The 25,911-nt window shown below is 43.9% G+C and carries 19 protein-coding genes; 14 read left to right on the plus strand and 5 right to left on the minus strand.

Annotated elements, in window-relative coordinates; translation table 11 throughout:
* The first annotated feature begins 137 nt into the window (after positions 1 to 137).
* A complete protein-coding gene (locus tag E5S67_RS15650; RefSeq protein WP_172188756.1) occupies positions 138 to 1,028 on the plus strand; it encodes an alpha/beta fold hydrolase in 891 nt (296 codons plus the stop codon).
* Positions 1,029 to 1,591: 563 nt separating this feature from the next.
* Here E5S67_RS15650 and E5S67_RS15655 read toward each other — a convergent pair.
* Positions 1,592 to 2,473 carry a Cof-type HAD-IIB family hydrolase gene (locus E5S67_RS15655; RefSeq protein ID WP_172188758.1) on the minus strand — a complete coding sequence of 294 codons (882 nt, stop codon included), beginning with the start codon at positions 2,471 to 2,473 and terminating at the stop codon, positions 1,592 to 1,594.
* A gap of 356 nt (positions 2,474 to 2,829) precedes the next feature.
* Here E5S67_RS15655 and E5S67_RS15660 point away from each other — a divergent pair, with 356 nt between their 5' ends.
* The 4 genes from E5S67_RS15660 (at position 2,830) to E5S67_RS15675 (ending at position 12,824) form a co-directional block, all read left to right on the plus strand.
* The gene (locus E5S67_RS15660; RefSeq protein ID WP_172188760.1) at positions 2,830 to 8,337 is read left to right on the plus strand and encodes a trifunctional serine/threonine-protein kinase/ATP-binding protein/sensor histidine kinase; all 5,508 of its coding nucleotides are present in this window, start codon (positions 2,830 to 2,832) and stop codon (positions 8,335 to 8,337) included.
* Positions 8,338 to 8,385: 48 nt separating this feature from the next.
* Positions 8,386 to 9,798, plus strand: a complete 1,413-nt coding sequence (locus tag E5S67_RS15665) for an adenylate/guanylate cyclase domain-containing protein (protein ID WP_172188762.1) — start codon at positions 8,386 to 8,388, stop codon at positions 9,796 to 9,798.
* Between the two features lie 83 nt (positions 9,799 to 9,881).
* Positions 9,882 to 11,015: an acyltransferase family protein gene (locus tag E5S67_RS15670; protein WP_172188764.1), complete on the plus strand. Its 1,134-nt coding sequence runs from the start codon at positions 9,882 to 9,884 to the stop codon at positions 11,013 to 11,015.
* A 240-nt stretch (positions 11,016 to 11,255) separates the two neighbouring features.
* Complete coding sequence (locus E5S67_RS15675) at positions 11,256 to 12,824, plus strand: nuclease-related domain-containing DEAD/DEAH box helicase (protein ID WP_172188766.1); 1,569 nt, start codon at positions 11,256 to 11,258, stop codon at positions 12,822 to 12,824.
* Between the two features lie 10 nt (positions 12,825 to 12,834).
* Here E5S67_RS15675 and E5S67_RS15680 read toward each other — a convergent pair whose 3' ends face one another.
* Positions 12,835 to 14,556, minus strand: coding sequence for an RNA-directed DNA polymerase (locus tag E5S67_RS15680; protein WP_172188768.1), 1,722 nt, complete (start codon positions 14,554 to 14,556; stop codon positions 12,835 to 12,837).
* A 392-nt stretch (positions 14,557 to 14,948) separates the two neighbouring features.
* On the opposite strand from E5S67_RS15680, the gene E5S67_RS15685 reads away from it, so the two are divergent.
* The 3 genes from E5S67_RS15685 to clpP all read left to right on the plus strand — a co-directional run bounded on the left by E5S67_RS15685 (position 14,949) and on the right by clpP (position 15,980).
* On the plus strand, positions 14,949 to 15,098 hold the full coding sequence (locus E5S67_RS15685) for a DUF433 domain-containing protein (RefSeq protein ID WP_246276806.1): 150 nt from the start codon (positions 14,949 to 14,951) through the stop codon (positions 15,096 to 15,098).
* 73 nt (positions 15,099 to 15,171) lie between these two features.
* Complete coding sequence (locus E5S67_RS32465) at positions 15,172 to 15,321, plus strand: hypothetical protein (protein ID WP_216670488.1); 150 nt, start codon at positions 15,172 to 15,174, stop codon at positions 15,319 to 15,321.
* Positions 15,322 to 15,347: 26 nt separating this feature from the next.
* Complete coding sequence (gene clpP / locus E5S67_RS15690; RefSeq protein ID WP_333190783.1) at positions 15,348 to 15,980, plus strand: ATP-dependent Clp endopeptidase proteolytic subunit ClpP; 633 nt, start codon at positions 15,348 to 15,350, stop codon at positions 15,978 to 15,980.
* A gap of 215 nt (positions 15,981 to 16,195) precedes the next feature.
* Here clpP and E5S67_RS15695 read toward each other — a convergent pair whose 3' ends face one another.
* Positions 16,196 to 17,182: a hypothetical protein gene (locus E5S67_RS15695; protein WP_172188770.1), complete on the minus strand. Its 987-nt coding sequence runs from the start codon at positions 17,180 to 17,182 to the stop codon at positions 16,196 to 16,198.
* 383 nt (positions 17,183 to 17,565) lie between these two features.
* Here E5S67_RS15695 and E5S67_RS32470 point away from each other — a divergent pair, with 383 nt between their 5' ends.
* From E5S67_RS32470 to E5S67_RS15715, 5 genes are all read left to right on the plus strand, one after another.
* Entirely contained in the window at positions 17,566 to 17,814 is a 249-nt protein-coding gene (locus E5S67_RS32470; RefSeq protein WP_216670489.1) for a hypothetical protein, read from the plus strand.
* Positions 17,815 to 18,058: 244 nt separating this feature from the next.
* Positions 18,059 to 20,425: a ribonuclease R family protein gene (locus tag E5S67_RS15700; RefSeq protein ID WP_172188786.1), complete on the plus strand. Its 2,367-nt coding sequence runs from the start codon at positions 18,059 to 18,061 to the stop codon at positions 20,423 to 20,425.
* A 403-nt stretch (positions 20,426 to 20,828) separates the two neighbouring features.
* Positions 20,829 to 21,446, plus strand: a complete 618-nt coding sequence (locus E5S67_RS15705) for a flavin prenyltransferase UbiX (protein ID WP_172188772.1) — start codon at positions 20,829 to 20,831, stop codon at positions 21,444 to 21,446.
* Positions 21,447 to 21,532: 86 nt separating this feature from the next.
* The gene (locus tag E5S67_RS15710; RefSeq protein ID WP_172188774.1) at positions 21,533 to 22,417 is read left to right on the plus strand and encodes a LapA family protein; all 885 of its coding nucleotides are present in this window, start codon (positions 21,533 to 21,535) and stop codon (positions 22,415 to 22,417) included.
* Between the two features lie 22 nt (positions 22,418 to 22,439).
* On the plus strand, positions 22,440 to 22,991 hold the full coding sequence (locus E5S67_RS15715) for a shikimate kinase (RefSeq protein ID WP_172188776.1): 552 nt from the start codon (positions 22,440 to 22,442) through the stop codon (positions 22,989 to 22,991).
* Between the two features lie 957 nt (positions 22,992 to 23,948).
* Here E5S67_RS15715 and E5S67_RS15720 read toward each other — a convergent pair.
* Together E5S67_RS15720 and E5S67_RS15725 are read right to left on the minus strand one after the other, a co-directional pair.
* Positions 23,949 to 24,392: a hypothetical protein gene (locus E5S67_RS15720; protein ID WP_172188778.1), complete on the minus strand. Its 444-nt coding sequence runs from the start codon at positions 24,390 to 24,392 to the stop codon at positions 23,949 to 23,951.
* Positions 24,393 to 24,455: 63 nt separating this feature from the next.
* Positions 24,456 to 24,860 carry an NIL domain-containing protein gene (locus tag E5S67_RS15725; RefSeq protein ID WP_006635751.1) on the minus strand — a complete coding sequence of 135 codons (405 nt, stop codon included), beginning with the start codon at positions 24,858 to 24,860 and terminating at the stop codon, positions 24,456 to 24,458.
* 178 nt (positions 24,861 to 25,038) lie between these two features.
* On the opposite strand from E5S67_RS15725, the gene E5S67_RS15730 reads away from it, so the two are divergent.
* Entirely contained in the window at positions 25,039 to 25,641 is a 603-nt protein-coding gene (locus tag E5S67_RS15730) for a thioredoxin family protein (RefSeq protein WP_172188780.1), read from the plus strand.
* Positions 25,642 to 25,911: the final 270 nt, after the last annotated feature.

The raw sequence follows: 25,911 nt of genomic DNA on the forward strand, positions 1-25,911 counted from the left end.
GGCATCGGGCATCGGGCATCGGGCATTGGGCATCGGGCATTGGGAATAATGTTCTTGTGGGGCATTGCTTCTAGCCCGCTCCTAAAGAGATGGTGCTGCTATGATGAAAGTAGTTAACGAAACTTTACATAATAGCCGTGACTGCACAACAATTAGTATCTGCAACGAGTTTTGAAAAGCTAATTTGGACTTGGAAAGGTCACAAAATCCAATATACCGTCCAAGGAACCGGTCGCCCTCTGATCTTGATTCACGGATTTGGGGCTTCGATCGGACATTGGCGACAAAATATTCCCGTACTCGCGGCCGGCGGCTATCGCGTATTTGCTCTGGACTTGCTGGGATTCGGTGCTTCCGCCAAACCAGCCCTAGATTACACTCTGGAATTGTGGGAAGAATTGCTGACAGATTTCTCGGCGGATCTGGTACAGGAACCGGCTGTATTTGTCGGGAATTCGATCGGCGCTTTGCTGAGTTTGATGGTAGTCGCCAACCATCCAGAAATATCAGCAGGCGGTGTCTTAATCAACTGTGCCGGCGGGCTCAACCACCGGCCGGACGAACTGAATTTCCCGCTGCGAGTAGTGATGGGGACTTTTACTAAATTAGTTCGATCGCCCCTGATCGGCCCGTTTGTTTTCAACAACATCCGCCAAAAACACCGCATCCGCAACACCCTGCGCCAAGTCTACAGAAACCCCGAAGCCATCACCGACGAACTCGTAGAACTCCTGCACGCCCCCTCCTGCGAGCCGGGAGCTCAACAGGTGTTTGCCTCGATTCTCACGGCCCCAGCAGGCCCTCAACCGTCAGAATTGCTGCCCAAAGTCGATCGTCCGTTATTGGTACTTTGGGGCGCAGACGACCCCTGGACGCCGATCGCCGGCAGCCAGATTTATCAACAATTGGCCGCCAACGGTAAACCAGTGAAATTTGTGTCAATTCCCAACACTGGCCACTGTCCCCACGACGAGCGGCCGAGTGAAGTCAACGCTCTGATTTTGGACTGGCTGCTGGAAGTCAAGTAAAATTTTTCTGCTCAAGGCAACCTTTGAGCGATCGAGTCAAACCCTTGCAGTGCAAAAGTTTTGCCTCACTCCACCGCACCGGCACCCCGGCAGCAGCCGACTCAAAAAACTATTTTTGTAAAAAGTATTGACACCATTTACTGAGTCGGCTATAGTGATGGACGTGTGAGGAGCGAACCAGAAGAAGCACCGAGACGAAACACGGCCAGTCGTCGGTGCTTTTTCTGTTAAAAAGCATTTTTAAGAGTTTTAAATTATCTATAATTCACATCCCCCATATCTGTAAGCCCGCCCCGCCTTCTTCATTTCTTCCTTCGCGTTCTTCGCGTCTTCGCGGTTCGTTAAATTAATCTTCAGATGCTGCAAAAAAAGTAATTGACTGGACTTGAACTCAAAAAATCCGAAAGTGTAGATTTTTTTTTCTAATCAAAACTTGATTGCATAGAACTCAAAACTACACAGTTATATAATAACTTAAATATTGTCCCTGAGTTGGGGCGGGTCGATCTAGATTTTTTCCAGATGTTGGCAAACCGGCCCCTGCGGTATTTGTGCTAGAAAGATCAACGATCGCTCAAAACAAATTGTTCGATCGCAGCCGCCACCCCATCTTCCTCAACATCCGGCGCCACCCAATCAGCAGCAGCCTTCACACCATCAGGAGCATTGCCCATCGCCACGCCCACACCCGCGTAGGCAATCATTTCTACATCATTAAAATTGTCGCCGATCGCCATCACATTCGCCGCCTGCAAACCCAAAAGTTCCTCCGCTAAATACTGCACCGCATCTCCCTTATTCGCCAAAGGATGCGTAGCTTCAAAAAAAGTAGCAACGGATCGAGTCAAATAAAGCTCCGCAGGCGTGTAGCGCTGCCGCATACTGCTGAGCAACCCGTCGAGTACCCCCGGATTCTCGCACAAAGCCAAAACTTTCGTCGGTTCCCCCGGAAGATCTCGCCGCAAATCTTTAATTACCATTGGTTCAATGCCCGATCTTTCGGCATAAATTCGGGTAGCTGCGGTAATTTCCGGCACGTAAAGTTGGTCGTCAATGTAGAAATGGATCGAAAGCAGCGGTCGCAAATGCGCTTCTTCAAAATGGTCTAATAGTTGCAGAGCAGTTTGTTTCGACAGCGGCAAGTGCCGCAGCCGTTTTTGAGTAGCGTGATCTTGAATCCACGCGCCCTGGTAGCAAATCAGCGGCAATGTTGAGCCGATGTCGCGGTGAAAACGCAAAGCTGATCGGTACATCCTGCCCGTAGCGACGGCCACTTTCACTCCCCGCGACTCCGCAGCCAAAATTGCCTGCTTGACTGGTTCTCGGATGGTATTTGACAAACCTGCGATCGTGCCGTCTATATCCACTACCAGCAATTGAATGTCTGCGGTGCCAAAAGCGCGATCGGTCGCATTAGCTGGATTTGAGGCAGTTATATTCTGCATGATTTTTTTAGATTTTAGCTGTTGATTTGCAAGCACCCATTTATTTTGGCACTGGCGGGATAGCAAAGTGCGACTTCTGATTTTTTGAAGACTAAAATATAGATAAGTAAATAAGCGACAAAAAAAGTATCGAGGAGAACTCTTTAGGGATGGTTTTAGCTCAGCTATATAATAGTAGCCAGTTTACTGCCGTAAAAACCGCACTCGATCGCGATGTGTATTTCCACTTACTTAATAATACTTGTGGCAAAAAAGAATGCAACTGTACGTCTGATCCAAAACCTTATGTCATCAATCATTCCCAATCTAACATTTAAAATTGTATAACCGCATCTTTGAAATTACCCCCAAATATCATGATTTCTATCCCTGGATACCGCATTGATGAAGAACTTTATACAAACCCTCACACAGTTATTTATCGAGGGATGCAGCTTGAAGAACAAAAACCCGTTATCCTCAAAACTCTCACGCCGACATACCCTACCCCAGCGCAAATATCCCAACTGCTGCACGAATCAGAAATTCTTAAAAATTTGAGTTTGCCCGGAATAGTCAAGCTTTACAAAATAGAAACATACAATCACTTTCCTGTTTTAGTTTTAGAAGATTTTGGTGGTATTTCCCTCAAAGACTTTCTCAGCAACAACCAGCTAGAGTTACAACAATTTCTGCATATTGGCATCAAACTAGCAGAAACTATTGGGCAACTCCACGAACACCACATCATTCATAAGGATATTAAACCCAGCAATATTATTGTCAATATCGAGACAGGAGATGTCAAGATTGCTGATTTTGCGATCGCCTCGCTGCTACCAGGCGAAAATCAAGCCCTCAGCCATCCCAATTTACTCGAAGGAACCCTCGCCTATATGTCTCCCGAACAAACGGGACGCATGAATCGGGCGATCGACTACCGCACCGATTTTTATTCTTTAGGCGTCACTTTTTATGAAATGCTCTGTGGCGAATTGCCTTTTAATGCGATCGATCCAATGGAGTTAGTACACTGCCATATTGCGAAAAACCCAGTTTCTCCTTGTAAAAATAGAAAGCATAAAATAGAAGGTAGAATCAATCAAGCAGAAACCGAGGAGATTCCTCAAGTCGTTTCCGATCTCGTGATGAAACTACTAGCAAAAACCGCCGAAGATAGGTATCAAAGTGCTTTCGGACTGGGGTGCGACTTAGAGAAGTGTCTCGAACAACTCCAAACAACGGGCGAAATTTCTCACATCACCCTCGGCGAGCAAGATCGATCGAGTCACCTGCAAATTTCCCAAAAGCTTTACGGGCGAGAAGCCGAAGTTAATCTACTGCTAAGTGCCTTCGAGCGCATGAGGCGAGGAAATACAGAAATCGTGCTGATTTCCGGTTGTGCCGGTCTGGGAAAATCGTGGTTAGCCTATGAACTATCTAAGCCGATAGTGCGGGAAAACGGGTATTTTATTGACAGCAAATTTGAGCAATTTAAGCGCGATATTCCCTACGGTTTTTTGTTTCAAGCTTTTCAAGACTTGTTGCGGCAAATCCTCACAGAAACTCCCGCCCAAGTCCAAGTTTGGAGACAAAAAATATTAAATGCTCTCGGCGGCAACTGCCAAGTAATTATTGAAGTTATTCCCGAAGTAGAACTGATTGTCGGGCCGCAACCCCCAGTGCCAGATTTAGGAGCAAATGAATCTCAAAACCGCTTTAATTTAGTATTTCAAAAATTTATCCGCGTCTTTACTCAAAAAAAACACCCTCTGGTAATATTCCTCGACAATTTGCAGTGGGTAGATTCAGCATCACTCAAGTTAATACAACTGCTAGCAACTGACCTGGAAAGTCAATACTTATTAATAATTGGAGCCTATCGAGAACAGGAAGTAGATGCAAATCATCCCGTGATGCTGACGACCGAAGCAATTAGCAAAGCAGGCGTGACTGTGAGTGCGATCGCCCTTTCGCCATTTGATATTAACAGCGTCAATCAATTCGTTGCAGACACTCTGAACTGCGCACCAGAAAAATCGCTAGCTTTAGCAGAATTGCTTTTTAAACAAACCGCTGGAAATCCCTTTTTTTTGAAGCAATTTATGAAGTCTCTTTACTCAAAAAAATTGCTTTTGTTTAAATTTGAACAATCGGAAAAACTTTTAGAGCGAGCCGAACGTAACATTTATGGCTGTACCCAAAAAAGCCCAGATCTAGTAGTGAAAAAATGCCAACTTAAAGGCGAGTGGCAGTGGGATATCGAACAAATACAAGAAATAGGAATAACTGACAATGTTGTAGAATTAATGATAGATAATATTCAAAAACTTTCAGAAAATACCCAGAAATTGCTCAAAATAGCCGCTTGTATCGGCAACAAATTTGATTTAGGAATCCTCTCGACTATCTGCGAAAAACCTCTCGCTTCCGCAGCAACAGACCTCTGGCAAGCACTTCAGTCCGGTTTGATTTTGCCCGTGAATAACGCCTACAAAATTCCGATAGCGCTAGCAGCAAGCACAGAAATAACAAACCAAATATCTAGAGAGTTTACAGATGAATTGTCCCTACCTGATGCTGCTGGCGCGAGTTACAAATTTTTGCACGAGCGAGTGCAGCAAGCAGCTTATGCTTTAATCTCCGATTCTCATAAACAAGAAACCCATCTCAAAATAGGCAGATTTTTGCTACAAAATGCGCATCCAGAGCAATTAGAAAAGCATATTTTTGAGACGGTCAATCAGCTAAATGCCGCCCAAAAAATTATCAGCGGTGAATTAGAAAAATTTCAATTATGCCAATTAAATTTAATTGCAGGCCGCCAAGCAAAAGCAAGTGCAGCTTACGAATTCGCAGTCAAATATTTAACCGCAGGTATTGAGCTGCTTCCCCCGGAAAGTTGGCAAACTGACTACGACTTGACTCTTGCGCTCTACGAGTCAGCGGCAGAAGCAGCTTACCTAAATACGGAGTTTGAACAAATGGAAAAATGGGCAGAAATTGTCCTGCAACAAGCAAAAAATGAACTAGACAAAATCAAAGTTTTTGAAGTTAGAATCACAGCTTGTGCGATGCAAACCAAACTCCAAGAATCGGTAAAAATTGGTCGGGAAGCACTAAAAATGTTAGGAATCAACTTTCCCGAATCGCCGAGTCCTCTCCACATTCAGCAAGTATTAACCCAAACCGCAGCTTATTTTACAGAAAAAAAGATAGAAGATTTAATTAACTTGCCTGTGATGACTAATGTGCGAAAACTAGCAACAATGCGCCTGCTTTCCAGTATGTTTTCAGCTACGTTTATAGTTGAGCCAGCGCTGCTGCCGCTGATTGTATGCGAGCAAGTTAATTTATCTATTAACTACGGAAATTCTGCTTTCTCCGCCTTCGGTTATGCTAATTACGGAGCTATTTTAAAAGGAATATTTAGAGATATTGAATCAGGCGAGCGCTTCGGTCAATTAGCTTTAAAGTTGATCGATAAATTAAATGCTGTAGAGTTTAAAAGCAAGACGCTTAATTTAGTAGCATTCATTTTGATGCACGGCAAGCATCATGTTAAAGACACTTTGCCGCTGTTAGAGGAAGCCTATCAAAGCGCGCTCGAAAACGGTGATTTAGAAGGTGTCGGATATTCGGCAGTAAATATTTGTCAGTCTTTGTATTTCCTCGGTCAAGAATTGCCGCAAGTAGAACAAAAAATGGCGACTTACAACCATTTGCTGTGTCAACTAAAGCAAGACACTGTATTGACTTGGAATCAAATATATCGGCAAACAGTTTTGCAATTGATGGGAAACTTAGCAACTTCTGAAGTTTTATTAGGTGAAGCTTACAACGAAGAAAGATTGTTGCCACTGCTGTTGACAGCTAACGATCGGGTTGGACTCCAGCACTTTTATTTACAGAAATTAATTTTAGCGTATTTATTTGGAGATGTCGAGCGAGCGCTAGAATATGCAGCGCAAGCCGAAGTTTATTTAGACGGAGTTGCGGGCTTTATTAATGTTCCTGAATACCATTTTTACGATGCTCTCGTGCGACTAGCAGCATATTCATCTGCCACAAAAGAAGAACAAGAAGAGCATCTTTTTTACGCAACAGGTAACAGAAAAAAATTGCAAAAAAAAGCGCTTTCTGCCCCTATGAACCTTCAGCACAAGTGCGACTTAATCACCGCAGAAAAAGCGCGAGTTTTGGGCAATATTGTGAGAGCAATGGAATATTACGACTCCGCAATTCAAGGCGCCCAAGAAAACGGATACATACAGGTACAAGCACTTGCAGCAGAATTGGCCGGAGCATTTTATCTATCCATAGGGCGATCGAAAATTGCTAAGACTTACTTGATTGACGCACGTTATTGCTATCAGCGCTGGGGAGCCAAAGCCAAGGTAGCGCATTTAGAATCAAAATACTCGCAGTTGCTAACTTCAGCCTTGATTTCCACTAATATCGAAACTCACAAATCTATCAGCAGCGCTTCCACTACCAGCAGCAGTGCAGGCGCGCTAGATTTGACAACAGCAGTCAAAGCATCGCAAGCCTTAGCTGGCGAAATAGTTCTAGACAAACTGCTGGCAAAAATGATGAAAATTGTTATTGAAAATGCCGGGGCGCAAAGAGGCTTTTTAATACTAGAAAAATCCGGTGAATTAGTGATTGAAGCATCAGGATCTGTAGATGTCGATCGCGTTGCTGTCATGCAATCAATTCCAATAGATTTTGTAGCAGAGGAGCGAGAAGTAACTTTGCTGGCAGTTGCGGTTGTCAACTATGTCGCTCGTACCCAAGAAAGCGTAGTTTTAAACGATGCCACCCGCGAAGGACAATTTACTCGCACACCCTATATAATTGCCGTTCAACCTAAATCAATTCTTTGCACTCCTTTAATCAATCAAGGTCAACTCAGCGGCATTCTATATTTAGAAAACAATCTGACTACAGGCGCTTTTACGCCAGACAGATTAGAAATATTAAAACTGCTGTCTTCTCAAATTTCTATCTCGATCGAAAACGCTCAACTTTACGCCAATTTGCACCAATTTAATCAGAATCTCGAAAATTTAGTACAGCAGCGTACCTCCGAGCTATCCCAAACATTAGAAGACCTAAAATCGGCTCAAAATAAACTGGTAGAATCGGAAAAAATGGCCGCCCTCGGAGGGCTGGTTGCAGGTGTTGCCCACGAAATCAATACTCCAATCGGTATCGGCATCACCGCCGCTTCTCTGCTCGCTGAAAAAGCCACAAAATTTTTTGAGCTTTACACCAATGGCCAAATTAAACGCTCTGAGTTAGAAAAGTTTCTGGATACCGCCATGCAAAGCAGTAATATGATCTTATCCAACCTCACGCGGGCGGCAGACTTGATTCACAGTTTTAAAGAAGTCGCAGTAGATCAGTCGAGCGAACTCAAACGCACGTTTAACTTAAAAAACTATCTAGAGGAAATTTTGACATCCTTAAGTGCCAAACTCAAAAGAACTAAACACAAAATAGAGATTAAGTGCGATGAAAATATTTTACTGAACAGTTACCCTGGCGTGCTGTGTCAAATTGTGACAAATCTGGTGTTGAATTCCCTAATTCACGCTTACGATAGAGAAGACGAAGGAATTCTGACCTTTGATTTCAAACTAGAGGGCGATCGGCTAATATTTGAATATTCCGATAACGGCAAAGGAATTGCCCCAGAAAATCTCAGTAAAATTTTTGAACCGTTTTTTACCACCAAAAGAGGTCAGGGCGGTACCGGATTGGGACTGCACATTATTTATAACCTTGTTACTCAAAAACTCAACGGCACAATTCGCTGCGAAAGTCAAGGGAAAAAAGGCACAAAATTTATGATTGAATTTCCCGCTAAAATGAGCAGTTAGTTATTATACCGCCAACATGAATATAAGTTTTATTTAGGAGAACGATAAATGTCAGAAGCTAGTAAAAACCTGTTGGCTGCGGGCGATGACGAATTAATCGCGGCGGACGACGATGAATTAATATTTGCCGAGGAAGACGAGGCGGAACAAAAACCGCTAGAAGAAAGTTGGAAAATATTAATTGTCGATGATGAAATAGAAATTCATAATATTACTAAACTAGCCTTGAACGATTTTAAGTTTGAAGGTAAAAGCATAACATTTATCAGCGCTTACTCAGGAAAAGAAGCTAAAGAAATAATCCAAAATAACTACGACATAGCATTGATTTTACTCGATGTAGTTATGGAAACAGAAGAAGCAGGCTTGGAAGTAGTTAAATACATCCGCGATATTTTAAATAATCAAGTAGTGCGAATTATTTTACGCACTGGACAGCCCGGACAAGTACCAGAAGATGTAGTAATTGTCAGCTACGATATCAATGATTACAAAACCAAAACGGAACTTACTAATAAAAAATTATTTACCACAGTAGTCACCGCACTGAGAGCATTTAGATCGCTCAATCAAATCGAGTCCAGCAAAAGCGAACTCGAAAAAATAGCCACCGCATCAGCCCGTTTTGTACCGCGTGAATTTTTGAAGTTTCTCAAAAGAGAAAGCATCGTTGATGCCAGACTAGGAGACGCTGTACAAGCAGAAATGACGATTATGTTTGCCGACATTCGCTCATTTACAAGTCTGTCAGAAAGTATGTCTCCCCGAGAAAACTTTGAGTTTCTTAACTCTTACTTAAGCCGAGTTGGCCCAGTTATCCGCGAGTACAACGGTTTTATAGATAAATACATTGGTGACGGGATTATGGCTTTGTTTCCTAACAGGGCTGAAGATGCTGTGCAAGCAGCAATTGAGATGCAGCAGCAAGTGAAAATTTATAACAGACACAGGCAAAACAGTGGCTATCAACCTATTTCGATAGGGATTGGCTTGCATACGGGGACTTTAATGTTAGGTACGATTGGCGAAGCGGAACGAATGGAAAGTACGGTAATTTCTGATGCCGTTAATTTAGCTTCCCGTGTGGAAGGATTGACAAAGCTTTATGGAGTTGCTATTGTAGCTAGCGTCCAAACCCTTTGCCGGATAGACGATCCTCAACATTACAAGTGCCGGTTTCTCGATCGCGTTCAAGTCAAAGGAAAACAAACACCTGTTGCTGTATTTGAAATTTACGATGGCGACTCGGCGACAATGATCGAACTAAAAGCACAAACTCAAACTTATTTTGAACAGGGAATTTTTTTTCACTACCAGCAGCAATTTGCGCAAGCAAGGCAAATGTTTCTGCGCGTTTTGCAAATCAACAAGTATGATAAGGCAGCAGCTTTTTATGCAGAACGCTGCGATATGTTGATGAAGAATGCGGTCATTATGACCCTGGAAGGAATTGAAATTTAATTAAGGGGTAATGGGTTCTGGGTAATTGATAATTGGTAATTAGTAGTTTTTCTTTCTTCCCTCGAACCTCTTGCTTCTCCCCCATGCGCTTAAAATCCCTTGATGTTTTTCGCGGAATTGCGATCGCCTCCATGATTTTAGTCAACAACCCCGGCAGTTGGAAACACATTTACTGGCCGCTAGAACACGCAGAATGGCACGGCTGCACTCCCACAGACTTAGTATTTCCGTTTTTCCTGTTCATCGTTGGCTGCGCGATGTCCTTTTCCCTGTCAAAATATACCCAAACTACTACAAAAATAAACACAAATATTTACTGGCGAATTGCACGGCGTGCCGCTATTCTGTTTGTATTAGGATTTCTGCTAAACACATCTTCGATCGCCCTTGACGTACTTCTCAACAGCGCCCCAGTGGAAAACTTCGGTAAAATCCGCATCATGGGAGTATTGCAGCGCATCGGCTTAGCTTATTTCATCAGTGCGATCGCCATTTTCAACCTTTCCCCCCGCAATCAAAAACTGCTCGCTGTTGCCGTGCTTTTGGGCTATTGGGGTGCATTAACCGTATTTTCTGTAGGGGGGTACACTGCCGGCGAACTCACGCCAGAAGGAAATTTAGGAGGATATGTCGATCGGCTAATTCTCGGTAGCCAACACCTGTACAAAGGCGGCCCCTTCGACCCCGAAGGATTATTGAGTACCTTACCCGCAGTAGTCACAGTCCTCACAGGCCACTTTACCGGAGAATGGCTGCGAGTACAGAAAATCAAAACCCGCACCAGTATCAACTTAGCAATCTGCGGCCTCAGTTGCGTGGTAATCGGCCACTTGTGGGGATTTTCCTTTCCGATCAACAAACAACTTTGGACAAGTTCTTATGTAGTTTTTACTGCTGGTTGGGCCTTCCTATTGCTAGCAGCTTGCTACGAAACAATAGAAGTGCGGGATTGGAAATGGGGGAGGCCGTTTGAAATCATGGGAGTGAATGCAATTTTCTTGTTTGTCGCTTCCGGTATAGTTGCCAGAATTCTCTTAAAAACTCATATCGGTACTGGTCGAAATGTTCCAACAACATACACTTGGATTTATGAAAACTGGTTTTTGCCGTGGGCGGGACCGCTCAATGGTTCTCTAGCATTTGCTGTGACTGCGGTATTATTTTGGTGGTTAATTTTGTATGAAATGTACCGCCGTGGTTGGGCGATAAAAATTTAAGTAGTTTCGTGTGTAGTGGATATAGCTTTTTTCTGGGTAGCACCCGATCTACTTAAATCGGAGTGTGGGAGATGCTAGATACTTGAAAGGCATACTTCCTATGGCAAGTAGTAGTTAGTGGGGCTTGACATAAAAAAGCCTTTTGCGGTAATATACACCCATAAAAGTTATCCTCCAACTACTATATAAAAACTTATCAACAAAGTAGTAGTCATCTAAAAAGAGAAGAGGTGAATAGTTATGGCAAGAATGATTCCTAAAAAAATATCATCAACAACGAAGAGCAACGCAGAAAAGACTCTATTCCAAATTTTTGAAAAAAATCTGAGTGATGATTACGTTGTTTTTCATGGAGCATGGTGGCAGCACATCAAATATATCGTTCAAGATAGGGAAGCTGACTTCATCATTATTCATCCCGATCGAGGAATTATTATACTAGAAGCCAAAGGAGGGCAGATCGCCTACGATCATTTGAATATGGCTTGGTATCAGAACCAATACAAGATGAAGATATCTCCTTTTCAACAAGCTAGAGACATTAAGTATAAGTTTTTGAATTTTCTCAGTAAATACGACGAATTTAAAAATAAAGATTTTTGTATTGGACAATGTGTGGCTTTTCCTGATATTGATGACGTGGCAAATAATCTACCCTCGGAAGCACCTCAAGAAATATTACTTTTACGTCCTCAGTTAGGAAATATTAGTGGCTGGATATCTTCTGTTTTCGATTATTATAAAGCCGAGGGACATTTTACTACAAAACTTGGAGAGCAGCGAACCGAGTCAATCATTAACCTCATCTCTCCAAGTACAGAGTTCAGGAAATATATTGCTAATGATATTGGTAAAAATAACCAAGAAATTATTCAATTAACAGAACAGCAATTCGACATCTTGAATAATTTGCGCTTACATCTTCAGTGTATTGTTCTGGGCTGTGCTGGTTCAGGGAAGACTCAGTTGGCAATAGAAAAAGCAAGAAAGTTATGCCAACATAAGGTTAGAACGCTCGTAATATGTAAATCTAATAACCTTTCTCTTTATCTCGCTGCTGCTTTACAAGATGAAATTACAGTGGGTTACTGTGTAGTTTATAGTTATGAAGAAATAAAACCACAAAAACCTCAGTTAACATTTGAGTTTACAGCAATCATCGTTGACGAAGGACAAGACTTTGAGCAAAAGGAAATTAACGATTTGAAACAGTTGATTCCCGATGATGGGATATTCTACATTTTCCAAGATAGTAATCAAAAAGTTTCCAAGAATCTAAATAAATTAGCCCTTCAAGTAAACCCGACTGTCTTAGATAAAAACTGTCGAAATACTCACAAAATCTTCAAACATGCAGAGAATTTTGTATCCTGTATTTATGAAAGAAAGAGTTCATTAATTGAAGGAAGAGATGTAATACATCGGATATATGAAGAGACAGATGATATCTTTAGTCTATTAGAAAAAGATATTACCGACCTAGTGAATAAGGAGAATGTTTCTCCGGCTCAGATTGTTATATTAACTGATATGTATCCATCATCAAAGTCCCTACTTTCACAATATTCGCATATCGATCGTTTTTATCTTAAGCCATATTCATTTTCCGATAAAGATCAAAATACTATTCATTGGTCAAATATAGGGATGTATAAGGGACTAGAAAGTGATGTTATAATGTTATTTTTTGAAAAAGAAAAGAATTTGATATTAAGTAATTGGGAGATCGCAGATAGGTACGTTGGAGCTACAAGAGCAAAAAGCTTGCTTGTTATTTATGAACCTCCCGATCGAGATATTGATTTTTAAGATTGGAATTTTACTGATAATTCAAGTCTTCAGATTCATATTCTATTTCACTCTCTTCTAAAATCTCTTCAAAAGAAGCTAACCCGGGAGAATGATTTTCATATAAAGTTCCTATCTGATAAACAGCCTGTTGGATCGGTTTTGGTATGGGACGCTTTAAGTTATGAGATACAAAGTCTTGCAAATGTCGATGCTCGCGGTCTCTGAACATTAGATAATAAGCATATATACAATTCAATTGCAATGCGATACAATTGATTTTCATTAACTTAGTTATATGTTCAATAATTCTATTTCGGAGTTTTTGATTCATCCCTATTCTTTCTATATAGGGTAGGCTCCCCTTTCGTGAATTAACCAGATGATGAATAATTCTAGTTTTGATAAATACATTAACAAGTTCATCATCAAATACTTTAAAAAGATATTTAAGGCTGATGTTTTGAATATCATTACTATAATTTTGTGATATAAATTTTACCCACAACCAAGAGTAATAGCTCCAATGTTTTGGGTATTTTTTGGACAATATATAAAGAGACTCCATCTGCTGACTAAATGCTTGATTTTCAAGTTTCGCGCCTAATTTAATGCCATTCAAAAAAACACAGAAGTTTTTTGCTTTATCTTCATCATCAATATCGTTTATTTTTATAACTTTCTTTGGATATTTTGAAAAATATAATTTCTCATATTGCTCACTTGCTTGTTTAGAATCAATTTCTTTAATGATTTGGGTTTTATCTAGCTTCTTTTCTTGCTTGCTTTCATTATAACTCTCTTCTTGACAGGGCATTCCATAAATCCCACTTTTATTTGAATGCTTAATGAATTTAATAATTTGTTCTTGAGCTTCTATGATTTTGGTTTTTGAAGTATTCAAATTTAGTCCTATTTTTAGAAGAAATTCTTGTAGGATTATTAACACCTTTAATGAATCACTTTTATTGTTTGTAAAAACTCTAAAATCATCTACATATCTGCCGAAATTTATACCTAAGTTGAATAATGCTTCATCAACTTCATTAAGAAATATATTAGCTATAAAGCCTTCTGCTGAATTCCCTATCGGTATACCTTGGCTATTATATGTTTCACATAATTTTCCGTCCACCATTGAATAGTAACAAGTTTTGAATTTCAATGTCCTACTAAATAGAATCATAAAGTGACTTTCATTAGTTATGTTTAGTTTCTGTGAAATTGCTGACAGGAGATATTCATGAGATATAGAGTCATAAAAAGATGATATGTCGGTTTTCAGCAGACAAGTGCTATTTTCGACTTGGGCTAATTGCCAATCTATAAACTCTTGAAATCCTGCATAGTGAGGCATATATAAATATCTCTTGGAGATCTTATTTTTTATATTTCTATCAAGACGATGTGAAAAGCAATTGTGAACAAACGTAAAATCCAATAGTTCAGCTAATACAGATACAAAAATAAATTTGATTACTAAGTCTTTGAATGGAGTGTATATCATCCTTCTGAAGAACATATCTGATTTTGGTAGATAGAATGAGAACGCAGTTTCTGGTTCATACAAACTGGGATTTTCCAGAGATGATTCAATTTCTTTAAATAATTTTTCTTTATTTTGTCTGTAGTAAGCTATTTCAATAAAGTTGCAGTAGGCATCTTCTTTGAGTTGGTAGAAAAGAGCATACATATATGCTCTTTCAAAAACTTCTCTTTTCTTTATCTGTTCAATCCAAAAATCTTTATTCATTAGCTTAATTAATTTAAATCTTACCCATCAGCAATTAATTCAATGGGTCAGGGCAAATCCCGAACGGCGGAGGGCATCCACGGAAGGATTGCCGATCGCACTTCTAATGATATGAGAAAAGAGCGATCGATCTTCCGATCGAGACACCAGTTTAGGTTAAATTTCAAGGCAGGATGATGTATTATGCCGACCACTGCTCAAGAAATCTATATCCAAGTTCTCCGCACTTTGTGACTTACAGAGCGGCTGCGCTTGGCAACTCTTATGCTCAACGAGTTATCACAGCCAAATTTCGCTGTAGTCGAGCCAAGTGATACCTAGACTGAGGACGATTGTCTTGATGTTACAACCTTTTCTTTGCAATCAGATTCATGACTCCCGAAGATTTTTAGATGAACCCTACACTACCTATCGTTCATAGCGACCCCGACATTTTAGGGGGAACTCCTGTCTTTATCAGCACTCGCGTCCCGATGAAAATTCTGCTTGATTGTCTCGAAGGAAGTGATTCGCCCTGCGGAGTTTTTAGAGCATTTTCCTAGTGTCAGCGGCGATCGAGCTATTTGAGTTTTCGCAATGATACGATCGTCACATAACAACATTTAACGTTTATTGATGTCCGCTTCCTCAACATCGATCGCCCTTGGATCGGAAATCCGATCGCACACGCGCCACAACTTCCACAAATTACCGCCCCAACCCCGCCCAGGTCAAGGATTTCGCCTATTTCTCCCTCGCACGCCACCGATCGCTAACTATAACTGAGCCCTAATCGCTAAAATTAAAAAAAGATACGTAATAGGCAGGCCCGGTCAATGATCCCAACAGTTATAGAACAATCCGGTCGCGGCGAACGCGCCTTTGACATTTACTCGCGACTCCTGCGCGATCGCATCGTCTTCTTGGGCCAACAGGTTGACTCTGACTTGGCTAACCTGATCGTTGCCCAATTGCTATTTTTAGACGCCGAAGACCCCGAGAAAGATATTTACCTGTATCTCAACTCCCCTGGGGGTTCGGTGACAGCAGGTATGGGCATTTTTGACACCATGAACCACATCCGCCCCGATGTTTGCACCATTTGTCTCGGTTTGGCTGCCAGCATGGGCGCTTTTCTGTTGAGTGCCGGCGCTAAAGGCAAGCGGATGAGTTTGCCTCACTCCCGGATTATGATCCACCAACCTCTAGGCGGAGCTCAAGGACAAGCAACCGATATTGAAATTCAGGCCAAAGAGATTTTGTACCACAAACGCCGCCTGAACGAACATCTTGCCAACCATACCGGTCAGCCGCTTTCCCGCATTGAAGAAGATACCGAACGGGATTTCTTCATGTCGGCTGAAGAAGCAAAGGACTACGGATTAGTCGATCAAGTGATCGATCGCCGTCCTTCCGCCAGCCGCCCGATCGCCGCTGTCGTCTAAATGAAAAGTTAAAAATCAAAAATGAAGAATATTTCCTCATTTTTGATTTTTAATTTTTAACAGTCATATAGCAGTTTTCAGTGGAGTGAATTACAGATGCTGGGGCGCAGGACACGGCACAGTGTCCCGTGTTCCTACTGTATTTCATACAATTGAAAACTGCTATATGTAGCTTTTTCTAAAAAAACATCACACCTAGAAACTCTACATAATTACTAGGGCAAAGATTCGAGATATTGCAGGAAGTCGAACAATTCTTCTCGATTTAAGAAGTGCCGCGCTTCTTTGCCATAACCTTGTTTGAGATAATCTTTTCCTTGGTTGGGAGTCCAGCCCAACCGCTTGATTTCCTCAGTGGTTCTGCTGTAGATTTCCAGATATTCTAGAAAATCTACTAACTGTTCGCTAGAAAGCTCTCTCTGCGACGACTTGCCGTAATTTTGTTCGAGACAGTCGCTTTCCTGTTTTTTCTTCCATTGCAGGCGTTTAAGGATGGCGTCTATTTGGGCGATCGTATCAGAATTATCCTCGATCGCATCGCTCGGAATTCCCACTGCGATCGGTTGCAATTCCCTGACTTCGGCCGCACCCTGTAGAAGTTCACTTGGGCTAGCAGTCGGCACATCCAGTTCCGCGATCGGTTCGCCGTAGCTGGAAGAAAGCCAAGCGTCCGAGTCTAACTGCTTCGGTACAAATCCAGTAGCCTCCACGCGATCGACCGTTGGCGGCAGCGGTTCCGGTACAGGTGCGATCGGCTCTTCATTTAATTTCGCTTCCGTATTGACAAAATTGCTTTGATGTGGTAAAGAAACTTTGTCGGCAACAGGCATTTCTAGAACAGGAAGAGGAGCAAGAGCAGGCGGAACAGGAACGGGAACAGCAGCAGGAGGGGGAACGGGAACAGCAGCAACCGGAACACTTGTCGGCGGAACAGGAACGGGAACAGCAGCAACCGGAGCAACCGGAGCCGGAGAAACACTCGCGATCGCACTCGCGGGATCGGCAAATCCGAGGACAGCGAACGATCGCAACCGGGCGCGGTCTTCAGCATCCTCAACAGACTCAGCAGCCGACATAGCCGTAGCAAGAGTTTTGCCGTCAACCTGAACCAGACAGCGAACAACAAACTTACCGTGATGAACAGTCAGCAACTCACAGATTAACTGTCCAGCGGGATAAAGGGCGCGAAATTCAGCAAACATAATTTTTTGACCCCGAAACCAGGAGGGGCTTATGACTTAAGTGTAGTACAGCCCAAAGAAAACAATTTTCTGAAAGCACATATTCAACATACAATAAATTAAAGGTGAGTCATCCGCGCAACCTTTCACGCCACTAAACCCCATCCCACATCCAGCGGTTTAAGCTAACAAGCATCGGGCGTCATTTCTATCTATAGGAGATGACACAGCAACTAAGCAAAAGTAGTAAAAGTCTCCGGTTTTGTGTACCTTGCACTTTCTACAGCACAGATTGCTCCCGACCCGCTCGTTGCACCTCCGTCCGCAAGGGCAGATCGCGTGCAAAAAACAGGGGCATCGCAGCAGCGAGCTACTAGCAATTTTGCCTTGAGCCGGTAAATTCTTTGCTAAAGCAAGAAGCAAGAGGCACTTCAAAAGGCAGAAGGAACAAGGCAGAAGGAACAAGGCAGAAGGAAGAAATGCAAATTTTCTCCCTCTCCATCTCTCCATCGGCTCATCCTCGACTCAAGCCGTCGCTTTCAGTATCGAGCCATCTTTTAAGAACCGACAGGGGCTTTCTAATTCGCGAAGTGCTCGGCGCTGCTGACCTAAAAGCAAACAAACCAACGCTAAAAAATTGTATTGGGGAATAGCGTGCGGGACAGTTTTCTGCACCGTCAGCCGTCAGTTCAAGACAGACAGCAGACAATTAGCACGAAGCCCGTGTCGGGAGAGAAGCTCAAAAAATCCTCGCGCTCAAATAAGGTGGCTGTGCTCGCGTCTCCACCTATTAACCCGCGCATTTGTTGGGAAGCAGGCACTGCGAGGGCCCGAGGGAGTGCGGCTGATTTCGCCAAAATTAGACTAATTGCTGGAAACAAGAGGATCGATCGCTACATGGAATTTTCTATCGCTGCACTGCTGGCAAATTTTACAGAAGACAAATTAGTGGCCCCTAAAGCATTGGAGAAAAAACTCGACTGCAACGACGCCACCAGTCAACTCAAACTTCAAATCGCATTAGAAGCTCTAGAGAAAATTGGCATATTAGTCAAAGACAAAGGCCGCTATCGCCGAGTAGCTGAAGACGACGTAGTAGAAGCAAAACTGCGCTGTTCGAGCAAAGGATTTTGCTTTGCAATTCAAGACGCTGAAGGCTCAGAAGACGTTTACGTGCGGGAAAGTCACCTCTCGACAGCTTGGAATGGCGATCGAGTCTTAGTCAAAATCATCAAAGAAGGTAGCCGCCGCCGATCGCCCGAAGGCGAAGTCATGCTTATCCTCGAACGCGCCAACCCCTCGGTACTCGCGCGAGTCAAGCAAACCGCCACCCCCACCGGCCGAGTCAGCTACAGAGCAATCCCCCTGGACGATCGCCTGTTGTTTGAACTAGACTTGCTCGCAAATGGCACAAATCTCCAAGAGGCGATCGACCACCTAGTACACGTCGAAGTCAAACGCTACCCCCTCGGCACTCATCGACCAGTCGGCAAAGTAGTACAGGTATTAGGTTCCGACGCCGAAGCCGCTGACGACCTCGACATCGTATGCTGCAAACACGACTTGCCGCGATCGTTCCCCGCCGCCGTCATCAAAGCAGCCGAAAACTTGCCCAGCAAAGTCAAAAAAACCGACATCAAAAAACGGCTAGACTTGCGTAACATCCTGACTGTTACCTTCAGCAAAAACGAACCGGGAACAATCAACAGCGAAAACGATGCCCCTCAAGCTGAGCAGGAAAATCTCTCCGAAGGAGCAGTCGAAAACGAGTTTGACCCGACATCATTCCTCTCCGATCCGCCAGTAGAACGCGCTTTGTCGATCGAAACCCTGAAGCCCGGCCGCTGGCAAATAGGAATCCACATCAGCGACGCCGCCGAGTACGTGCAGCCAGAAACCCCGATCGACCGCGAAGCCCGCAAGCGAGGCACCGCCGCCCATCTGGGAGACAAAATCATCGCCGTACTGCCAGAAATCCTCAACGAGCGCTGCTCTCTGCTGCCAGATACCGAACGGCTGGCCTTCAGCATACTGCTCACCCTAGACGAATCAGGAGAACTGCTAGAATACGAAATTCAAACCAGCGTCATTCAAATTGACTACCACCTCACCTACGAGCAAGCTCAAGCAATTATCGAACCAGGCGATGCCGAAGAGCACCCTTTATCATCCGCCCTCCGTCCTTTCCTAGATCAACTCGGTGCCGCCTCACAGGCAGCCAGACAGGCAAGGCTCAAGCGAGGAGCTTTTGAACTAAACTTGCCCGACGCTAACTCTCACTTCGACGACGAAGGCGAATTAGGAGCTTTTGCAACCGCTCCCCCCGCCCAGTCGGCTGTCTCCGAGTTGGTGGTACTCGCCAACCAAGCTGTCGCCACCCACCTGCAAGCCTTGGGAGTCCCAGCAATCTACCGCGTCCAGCCGATGCCAGACCCGGCAGACATTCAAGAGTTCATCAAACTCTCGAACAACCTCGGAGGCGAACTGTATCTCGAAACCGAAGAAGAAGTTCTGCCCTTTGACTTTCAGCGATTTACCCAGCAGTTTGCCGGCTTGAAGTCCGAAAGAGTTCTCACCTACCTGCTAGAAGACACGATGAAGCCCGCTGTTTACAGCACAACTCCCAAGCCGCACTTCGGTTTGGCGCTGTCAGAAGGTTACACGCGCTGCACTTCGCCGCTTTCCCGCTACGCCGATTTGCTGGTGCTGCGGGTGTTGCAAGCGGTGTTCGAGCAAGGCCGCAGCAGCCGCACAACACGGGCTAAGGAAAAAGTTGACTTGCACCATTCCTCCTGTCACGGTCAAATTACTTGGAATGTTCTCCCCCCAGATTTGCACCACGAATTTGAGACAGAGTTTGCATCGGCCGTGGTACACCTGACGGAACGCGAAAGGGTTGCTGAAGACGCTGAAAGCGATTTGCAGGGATTGAAGAAAACAGGATTGATGAAAGAACGCACCGGTCAAACTTTCCAGGGTTTGATTACAGGCGTGCAGTCTTACGGTTTCTTTGTAGAAATTGAGGTGCGGCCGCCCGAGAGCGACATCTTGCGTGTTGAGGGATTGGTGCACGTTTCTTCGCTGAAGGATGATTGGTACGAATATCGATCGCGCCAGCAAACTCTGGTGGGCCGCAAAAACCGCAATCAGTACCGTTTGGGCGATCGGGTAGAAGTTCAAGTCAAGAGTGTTGACTACTACCGCCAGCAAATTGATTTAGTTGCAGTTGGCGGCGGCAGCCAAGCTTTTGATGATGATGAATAATCCGTTGACAGTTGACAGTTGACAGTTAACTTTTCTCAATACTTAGTTGTCATTGTCGGGCAACTAAGTATTGAGAAGTGGGCTGCCAACTATACTCAGCAATTATCAATAAATAATTAAGGACTAATATCCAATCCGGTAGCATCGTCGGGTGTCAAATCCAGTCAAAATTCAACAATCACGGACGGTGAAACCGGAATTTATATAGTTTATCTGCGTTAATCTGTGTTAATCTGCCTGTATCTGCGGTGAAAAAAAGAGAATGTATTAACCGCAGATGACAAGGGATGGACGCTGATTCACGCAGAGGTTGAGAAGAGATATATGAATAATTCCGATGCTAACAGATTTGATATAACAACTAATTACTAACAACAGTCAACCGTCAACTAACAAATAATTAATGACGAATAACTACCCCCTCATTGTAGGAGTTACCGGTGCATCGGGACTGATTTATGCGGTGCGAACTCTAAAGTTTCTGTTGGAAGCCGATCGCGCTGTGGAACTGGTAGCATCAAAATCTACTTACATGGTTTGGCAAAGCGAACAGAACATCCGAATGCCTGCAGAACCGACGCTTCAAGAGGAATTTTGGCGCGAACAAGCAGGAGTACCCACAATGGGTAAACTCCGATGCCATCCCTGGCAAGATGTCGGTGCTAATATTGCTAGCGGCTCGTTTCGCACCCAAGGGATGATCGTTATTCCCTGTAGCATGAGTACACTAGGCAAGTTGGCGGCTGGCTTGAGCTCGGATTTACTCGAAAGAGCGGCCGACGTTCAACTCAAGGAAGGGAGAAAATTGGTACTCGTGCCTCGGGAAACGCCTTTTAGCTTGATTCACCTGCGGAATTTGACTACCTTGGCAGAAGCGGGAGCTAGAATTGTACCAGCGATTCCCGCTTGGTATCACAATCCGCAAACTATTGAAGATTTGGTAGACTTTGTGGTGGCTCGCGCTTTAGACCAGTTGGGAATTGATTGCGTTCCTCTCAAACGCTGGAAGGAAGAAGAGTAGTAATTAGTAATTAGTCATTAGTCATGAGTTATTAGTTATTAGTCATTTACAAATTACAAATTACAAATTACAAATTAAAGTTCGATATGCGTGGTGTTTTTTTGCTAGTGATTGTGGTAGGGCTAACTATTTTTGCCCTGCAAAATGTGGAGCCGGCATTATCGCTGGTGTTTTTGGGAGTTCGATCGCCTGCTTTGCCCTTATCTATCTGGATTTTGCTGAGCATGGCGGTGGGAGCTGTCACGTCTTTATTGATTTCTGGTTTGGTCGCTTTTTCAAATTATCTATCTTCAACGCAAAACCGCACCGGCCGCGACAGTCGCAGCCGTCCCGATACTTTCGCAGACGACAGGAGAACGCCTTACACGCCGCCTCCCCCTCCTAGAAAACAGGAAATTGACCCGGATCTGAATAGGGAAAATAGCCAAACTCAGGCTGCTGGTTCTTACCGAACAGAGTACGGCACGCCTGCAGGTTACAGTGCCCGGACTTTCCAGCAAGAAACTCCGAACCCGGATGGGGCGAAGGATTACGCTCAACCGGGGACTTATCAAGCCGCAGACGATGAGGACGATTGGGTTTCAGATGGCTCAAAATCCGGCTCTCAAGGTGGCGATGACGATTGGGGGGACGATCGCGATTTTCCCGATCGACCGCAGGTAAATGACGTTGCAGAGGCAAATCCGAGGGATTACGAAGCTAAACAGGAACCGAAAAGCAAGTCTTGGGCTGGCTCGGTATACTCTTACGGCTATCGAGATCCAAACCAGTCTGGGGTGGGGCAAACAGAGTCTATCTACGATGCAGAGTATCGGGTGATCGTTCCCCCGCAAGAGGCGATACCTAAACCCGCTGATGAACCACCGAAAAATCCTAGTGCAGAAACAGAGGATGATTGGGGATTGGATGAGGGTGATGAGTTTGAGGACGACGATCGCCCCAGTGACGGATCTATTAACCTGAAAAAATAGAAAAATATGGGAGGATTTGCCAGTGGATTTGTTGAGGGGAGTAAATATCTATCTCGTCGGGATGATGGGTGCGGGAAAAACAACGGTGGGGCGGATTTTGGCAAGAAAATTAAAATACCGTTTTTTTGATACTGATGAACTAATTGTTCGAGTTGCTAATCAGTCAATTGCTGAGATTTTCGAGCGAGAAGGGGAAGAGGCTTTTCGGGAACTAGAAACTAAAGTGCTCGGCGAATTGTCTGCTTATAAAAATTCGGTCGTGGCTACGGGCGGCGGCATTGTGGCGCGATCGATGAATTGGGGTTACTTGCACTACGGTGTAGTGGTTTGGCTGGATGTGCCTGTAGATCAACTGTACGATCGACTGCGTTCGGACACCGCTCGACCCTTACTGCGCGAGGGCGAGATTAAATCTAAGCTGCAAAGCCTTTTGAACGAGCGAGAGCGTTTCTACACTCAAGCAGATGTCCGAGTCTCCACCCGTGGAGGCGAAAGGCCTGAAGAAGTTGCGGCTAGGGCGATCGAGGAAATCAAAAAAGTTATCAAACCAGAAACCGCGCCCGATCTCAATTGATACATTAAGCAACCGGGTTTCTGAGAAATTAACAGGTTTTTGTGGACTTGCGATCGCACTTCCCAAAAAATAATGCAACCATACGCCAGCTCCAAACCAGCATATTCATAAGTCGTTCTAAAATCTAAAATCTAAAATCTAAAATCTAAAATTTACAATGGTATAACTTGAGTAAAAATACTTATTTTTGCCTGAGAGTGTCAGTTTAACCGCGCCATGTTTGGGAATCAACCGGGTTTGAGCGGATCTGATGCGTAAGCTTTATAAGTATGAGGATGTGGCGATACGGAGATTTTATACAAGAACTAATGGCAGACTCGTCTGATGCGTTAAAGTCGGCTCTTGAGTTCTCCCTAAAAATAAAATGGCCCCACCGCTGAAGGGCTGTAGGGCGCAAGGACAGTTAAACGCTAACTTGATTGTCGGGAAATTTAGCATCAATGCTATCCTCCTATGTGACGATTTTACGATCGTCCATTCACTCATCAACTCTCTCGTATCAAAAAATGTAACCCAGCACCGATCGAATTCAACCTGTCCTATTCTAAAAACAATACCTCATGCATTCTGACGAGCAGCTCCCTAAAGCTGCTTTTTTATTGCGATCGAGTTTTTGGCTGCCGGAGTTGCGGGATCTTATCTTGGGAATAAGATTTTGAGGAATAGTCGCTACACCTCAAATACTGCGATAGCGGTTTTCACTTCCACTCCAGGTTCGTCGGTAATTGGTAATTGAGAATTGGTAATTTGTAACGCGCAACAGGGAATCGGCTATTGACAAGCTGTACCTCACCTGGCTTGAAAACTGCTATGATTACGCCGGGGAACGGGGCATTAATCCGGGGGTGGGGGCTTCAAAAAAAATGAGCTGTATTTATTGATGGGCGCTCTGATCGTTTGCGGCTAAATATCCGTTGCGAGTTGTAGAATTTGGTTTGGTCAATTGCCCGTTCCCAATTAAGAGAATACGAGCCTGCCTGTTTTTAACCAAAACTCGATCGCTCCACCCAACCCCACACCTGCTAAAGAAATGGTAATTAATACTGCAAAAGCCCGCCAATTTTTCCAACCAGACATTTGAATATCGAGTCTTGCCAAAGCTCCGGCTGAAATCAAGAGTAAACAAGTAGCAAAAAGGTGCATCCAGGCAAAAACTACCACTGCCACAAAAGCTCCTACAATAATAGAAAGAAAAGCACCGATATCACTCGAAAACCACGCCCTAATTAAGGCTTTTGTGTTTCTCATCGGGAACGACAAGGCGATAGCCAACACGAAAATTGAAGCTATGGCTAAAAACCAAGTCTGGTGCGGGGGAACATCAAACTCAGATAATTTCCAGCCAAAGGTGAAATAAGTAACAAAAAGTAGAGTTAGGGAAACCCAAGAGGTTTTTTTCATCCGATGGCAAAATTAGGGAAACCAGGAAAAAAAGATGACGATCCCGATGAGTTTGTACAGGGCCTAGAGGTTAGTAGAAATAGCTTGCACCGGACAAGTAGGGATGCACTGCTCGCAAACGATACACCGCGATCGAGCAAAACTTAGTTTAAAGCTTTCTGGATCAAGGGTCAAGGCTTCTGTCGGGCAAACCCCCGTACACAAACCGCAGTGAACGCAGATATCTTCGTCTATGAGTATTTCCCGGCTGGCTAGGGAAACGCCGATGTTTTGCGATCGCATCCAGTCGATCGCCGCTTCTAGTTGGTCGATGTCCCCTGATAACTCTAGCACCAGTTTGCCCACTTGGTTCGGAGCCACCTGAGCGCGGATAATGTTGGCTGCAACATTAAAATCCTTTGCCAGTCGATAGGTGACAGGCATTTGGATCGATCGTTGGGGAAACGTCAGTGTTACCCGTTTTTTCACCCTGCAAGTCCTCGATAATTTACAAACAATCTTTGTTATCTTATGTTTTAGCGCACTTGGTCTAATTACTGGGCTTAGTAAAAATTTTTATAATATGGGTCTGATTATCTCAAAATGTGGTATAATTTGAATCTATTATTTAAAATAAAAACATAGAAATAAAACCGCAATCTATTATATGACCCAGAATTCTCCCAACTCAACTGCTGCCCCCGCACCCAAAAATCCCGATACAAAAGTCGCTACGCGCATCAGAAACTTAACGATCGTGTTAGCAGCGATCGCCCTTTCAGTATCTATCTTCTTGGGGCTGCGAACTCAAACGCCGTCAAGCAGTCTCACTGAAATGGCAAAAGCTTCGACGCCATTAGAAACAGCTTTGGTAAACGGCAAACCCACACTCATGGAATTTTATGCTAATTGGTGCGGTAGCTGTCAGGCAATGGCTAACGATCTGAGCGAAATCAAAGAGAAATATGCCGAACCGCTGAATTTTGTAATGCTGAATGTAGACAATGACAAATGGCTGCCAGAAATCACGAAATATCGAGTAGATGGCATTCCGCACTTTGTCTATTTGAACGATAAAGGTAGCGCCGTTGCTGAAACTATGGGCGAAATGCCGCGCACTATTATGGAAGCTAACTTAGAAGCTTTAATTGCAGAAAAACCTCTGCCACACGTCCAAGCAGCAGGTCAAGTCTCTAATTTTACTCCCCCTACAGGGCCTGTGAAAACAAGTAGCTCCGACCCCCGCGCCCACGGATCTCAAGTACAGTGAAAGAAGTCAGTAGTCATTAGTGATTAGTCATTAGGAGCGGTTTGACGGTAAAAATGGTGGTGTATACTCAGCAAGGTCAGAAACGTGAAACCCTGCTGAGTATATAAGCAACGGGAGGATCGGGCTTTATGACTGGTTCAGGACACTGATAGTGGAGAGTAATGCGCGATCGGTTAATGGGCGTTGCTGAGTTAGAGTATGAATAGGAGGAATAATTTATGCAATGCCCAGAATGTAAATCAACCCATATCCGTAAAAACGGCAAGAAGA

The sequence above is a fragment of the Microcoleus asticus IPMA8 genome (genome assembly GCF_013179805.1).
Lineage (GTDB): Bacteria > Cyanobacteriota > Cyanobacteriia > Cyanobacteriales > Microcoleaceae > Microcoleus > Microcoleus asticus.

Excerpts from the sequence above, each read along its gene's own strand:
- E5S67_RS15655 (WP_172188758.1), bottom strand. The coding sequence starts at position 2,473 with ATGCAGAATATAACTGCCTCAAATCCAGCTAATGCGACCGATCGCGCT.
- E5S67_RS15660 (WP_172188760.1), top strand. The coding sequence starts at position 2,830 with ATGATTTCTATCCCTGGATACCGCATTGATGAAGAACTTTATACAAAC.
- E5S67_RS15665 (WP_172188762.1), top strand. The coding sequence starts at position 8,386 with ATGTCAGAAGCTAGTAAAAACCTGTTGGCTGCGGGCGATGACGAATTA.
- E5S67_RS15670 (WP_172188764.1), top strand. The coding sequence starts at position 9,882 with ATGCGCTTAAAATCCCTTGATGTTTTTCGCGGAATTGCGATCGCCTCC.
- E5S67_RS15675 (WP_172188766.1), top strand. The coding sequence starts at position 11,256 with ATGGCAAGAATGATTCCTAAAAAAATATCATCAACAACGAAGAGCAAC.
- E5S67_RS15680 (WP_172188768.1), bottom strand. The coding sequence starts at position 14,556 with ATGAATAAAGATTTTTGGATTGAACAGATAAAGAAAAGAGAAGTTTTT.
- E5S67_RS15685 (WP_246276806.1), top strand. The coding sequence starts at position 14,949 with ATGAACCCTACACTACCTATCGTTCATAGCGACCCCGACATTTTAGGG.
- E5S67_RS32465 (WP_216670488.1), top strand. The coding sequence starts at position 15,172 with ATGTCCGCTTCCTCAACATCGATCGCCCTTGGATCGGAAATCCGATCG.
- E5S67_RS15695 (WP_172188770.1), bottom strand. The coding sequence starts at position 17,182 with ATGTTTGCTGAATTTCGCGCCCTTTATCCCGCTGGACAGTTAATCTGT.
- E5S67_RS15700 (WP_172188786.1), top strand. The coding sequence starts at position 18,059 with ATGGAATTTTCTATCGCTGCACTGCTGGCAAATTTTACAGAAGACAAA.
- E5S67_RS15705 (WP_172188772.1), top strand. The coding sequence starts at position 20,829 with ATGACGAATAACTACCCCCTCATTGTAGGAGTTACCGGTGCATCGGGA.
- E5S67_RS15710 (WP_172188774.1), top strand. The coding sequence starts at position 21,533 with ATGCGTGGTGTTTTTTTGCTAGTGATTGTGGTAGGGCTAACTATTTTT.
- E5S67_RS15720 (WP_172188778.1), bottom strand. The coding sequence starts at position 24,392 with ATGAAAAAAACCTCTTGGGTTTCCCTAACTCTACTTTTTGTTACTTAT.
- E5S67_RS15730 (WP_172188780.1), top strand. The coding sequence starts at position 25,039 with ATGACCCAGAATTCTCCCAACTCAACTGCTGCCCCCGCACCCAAAAAT.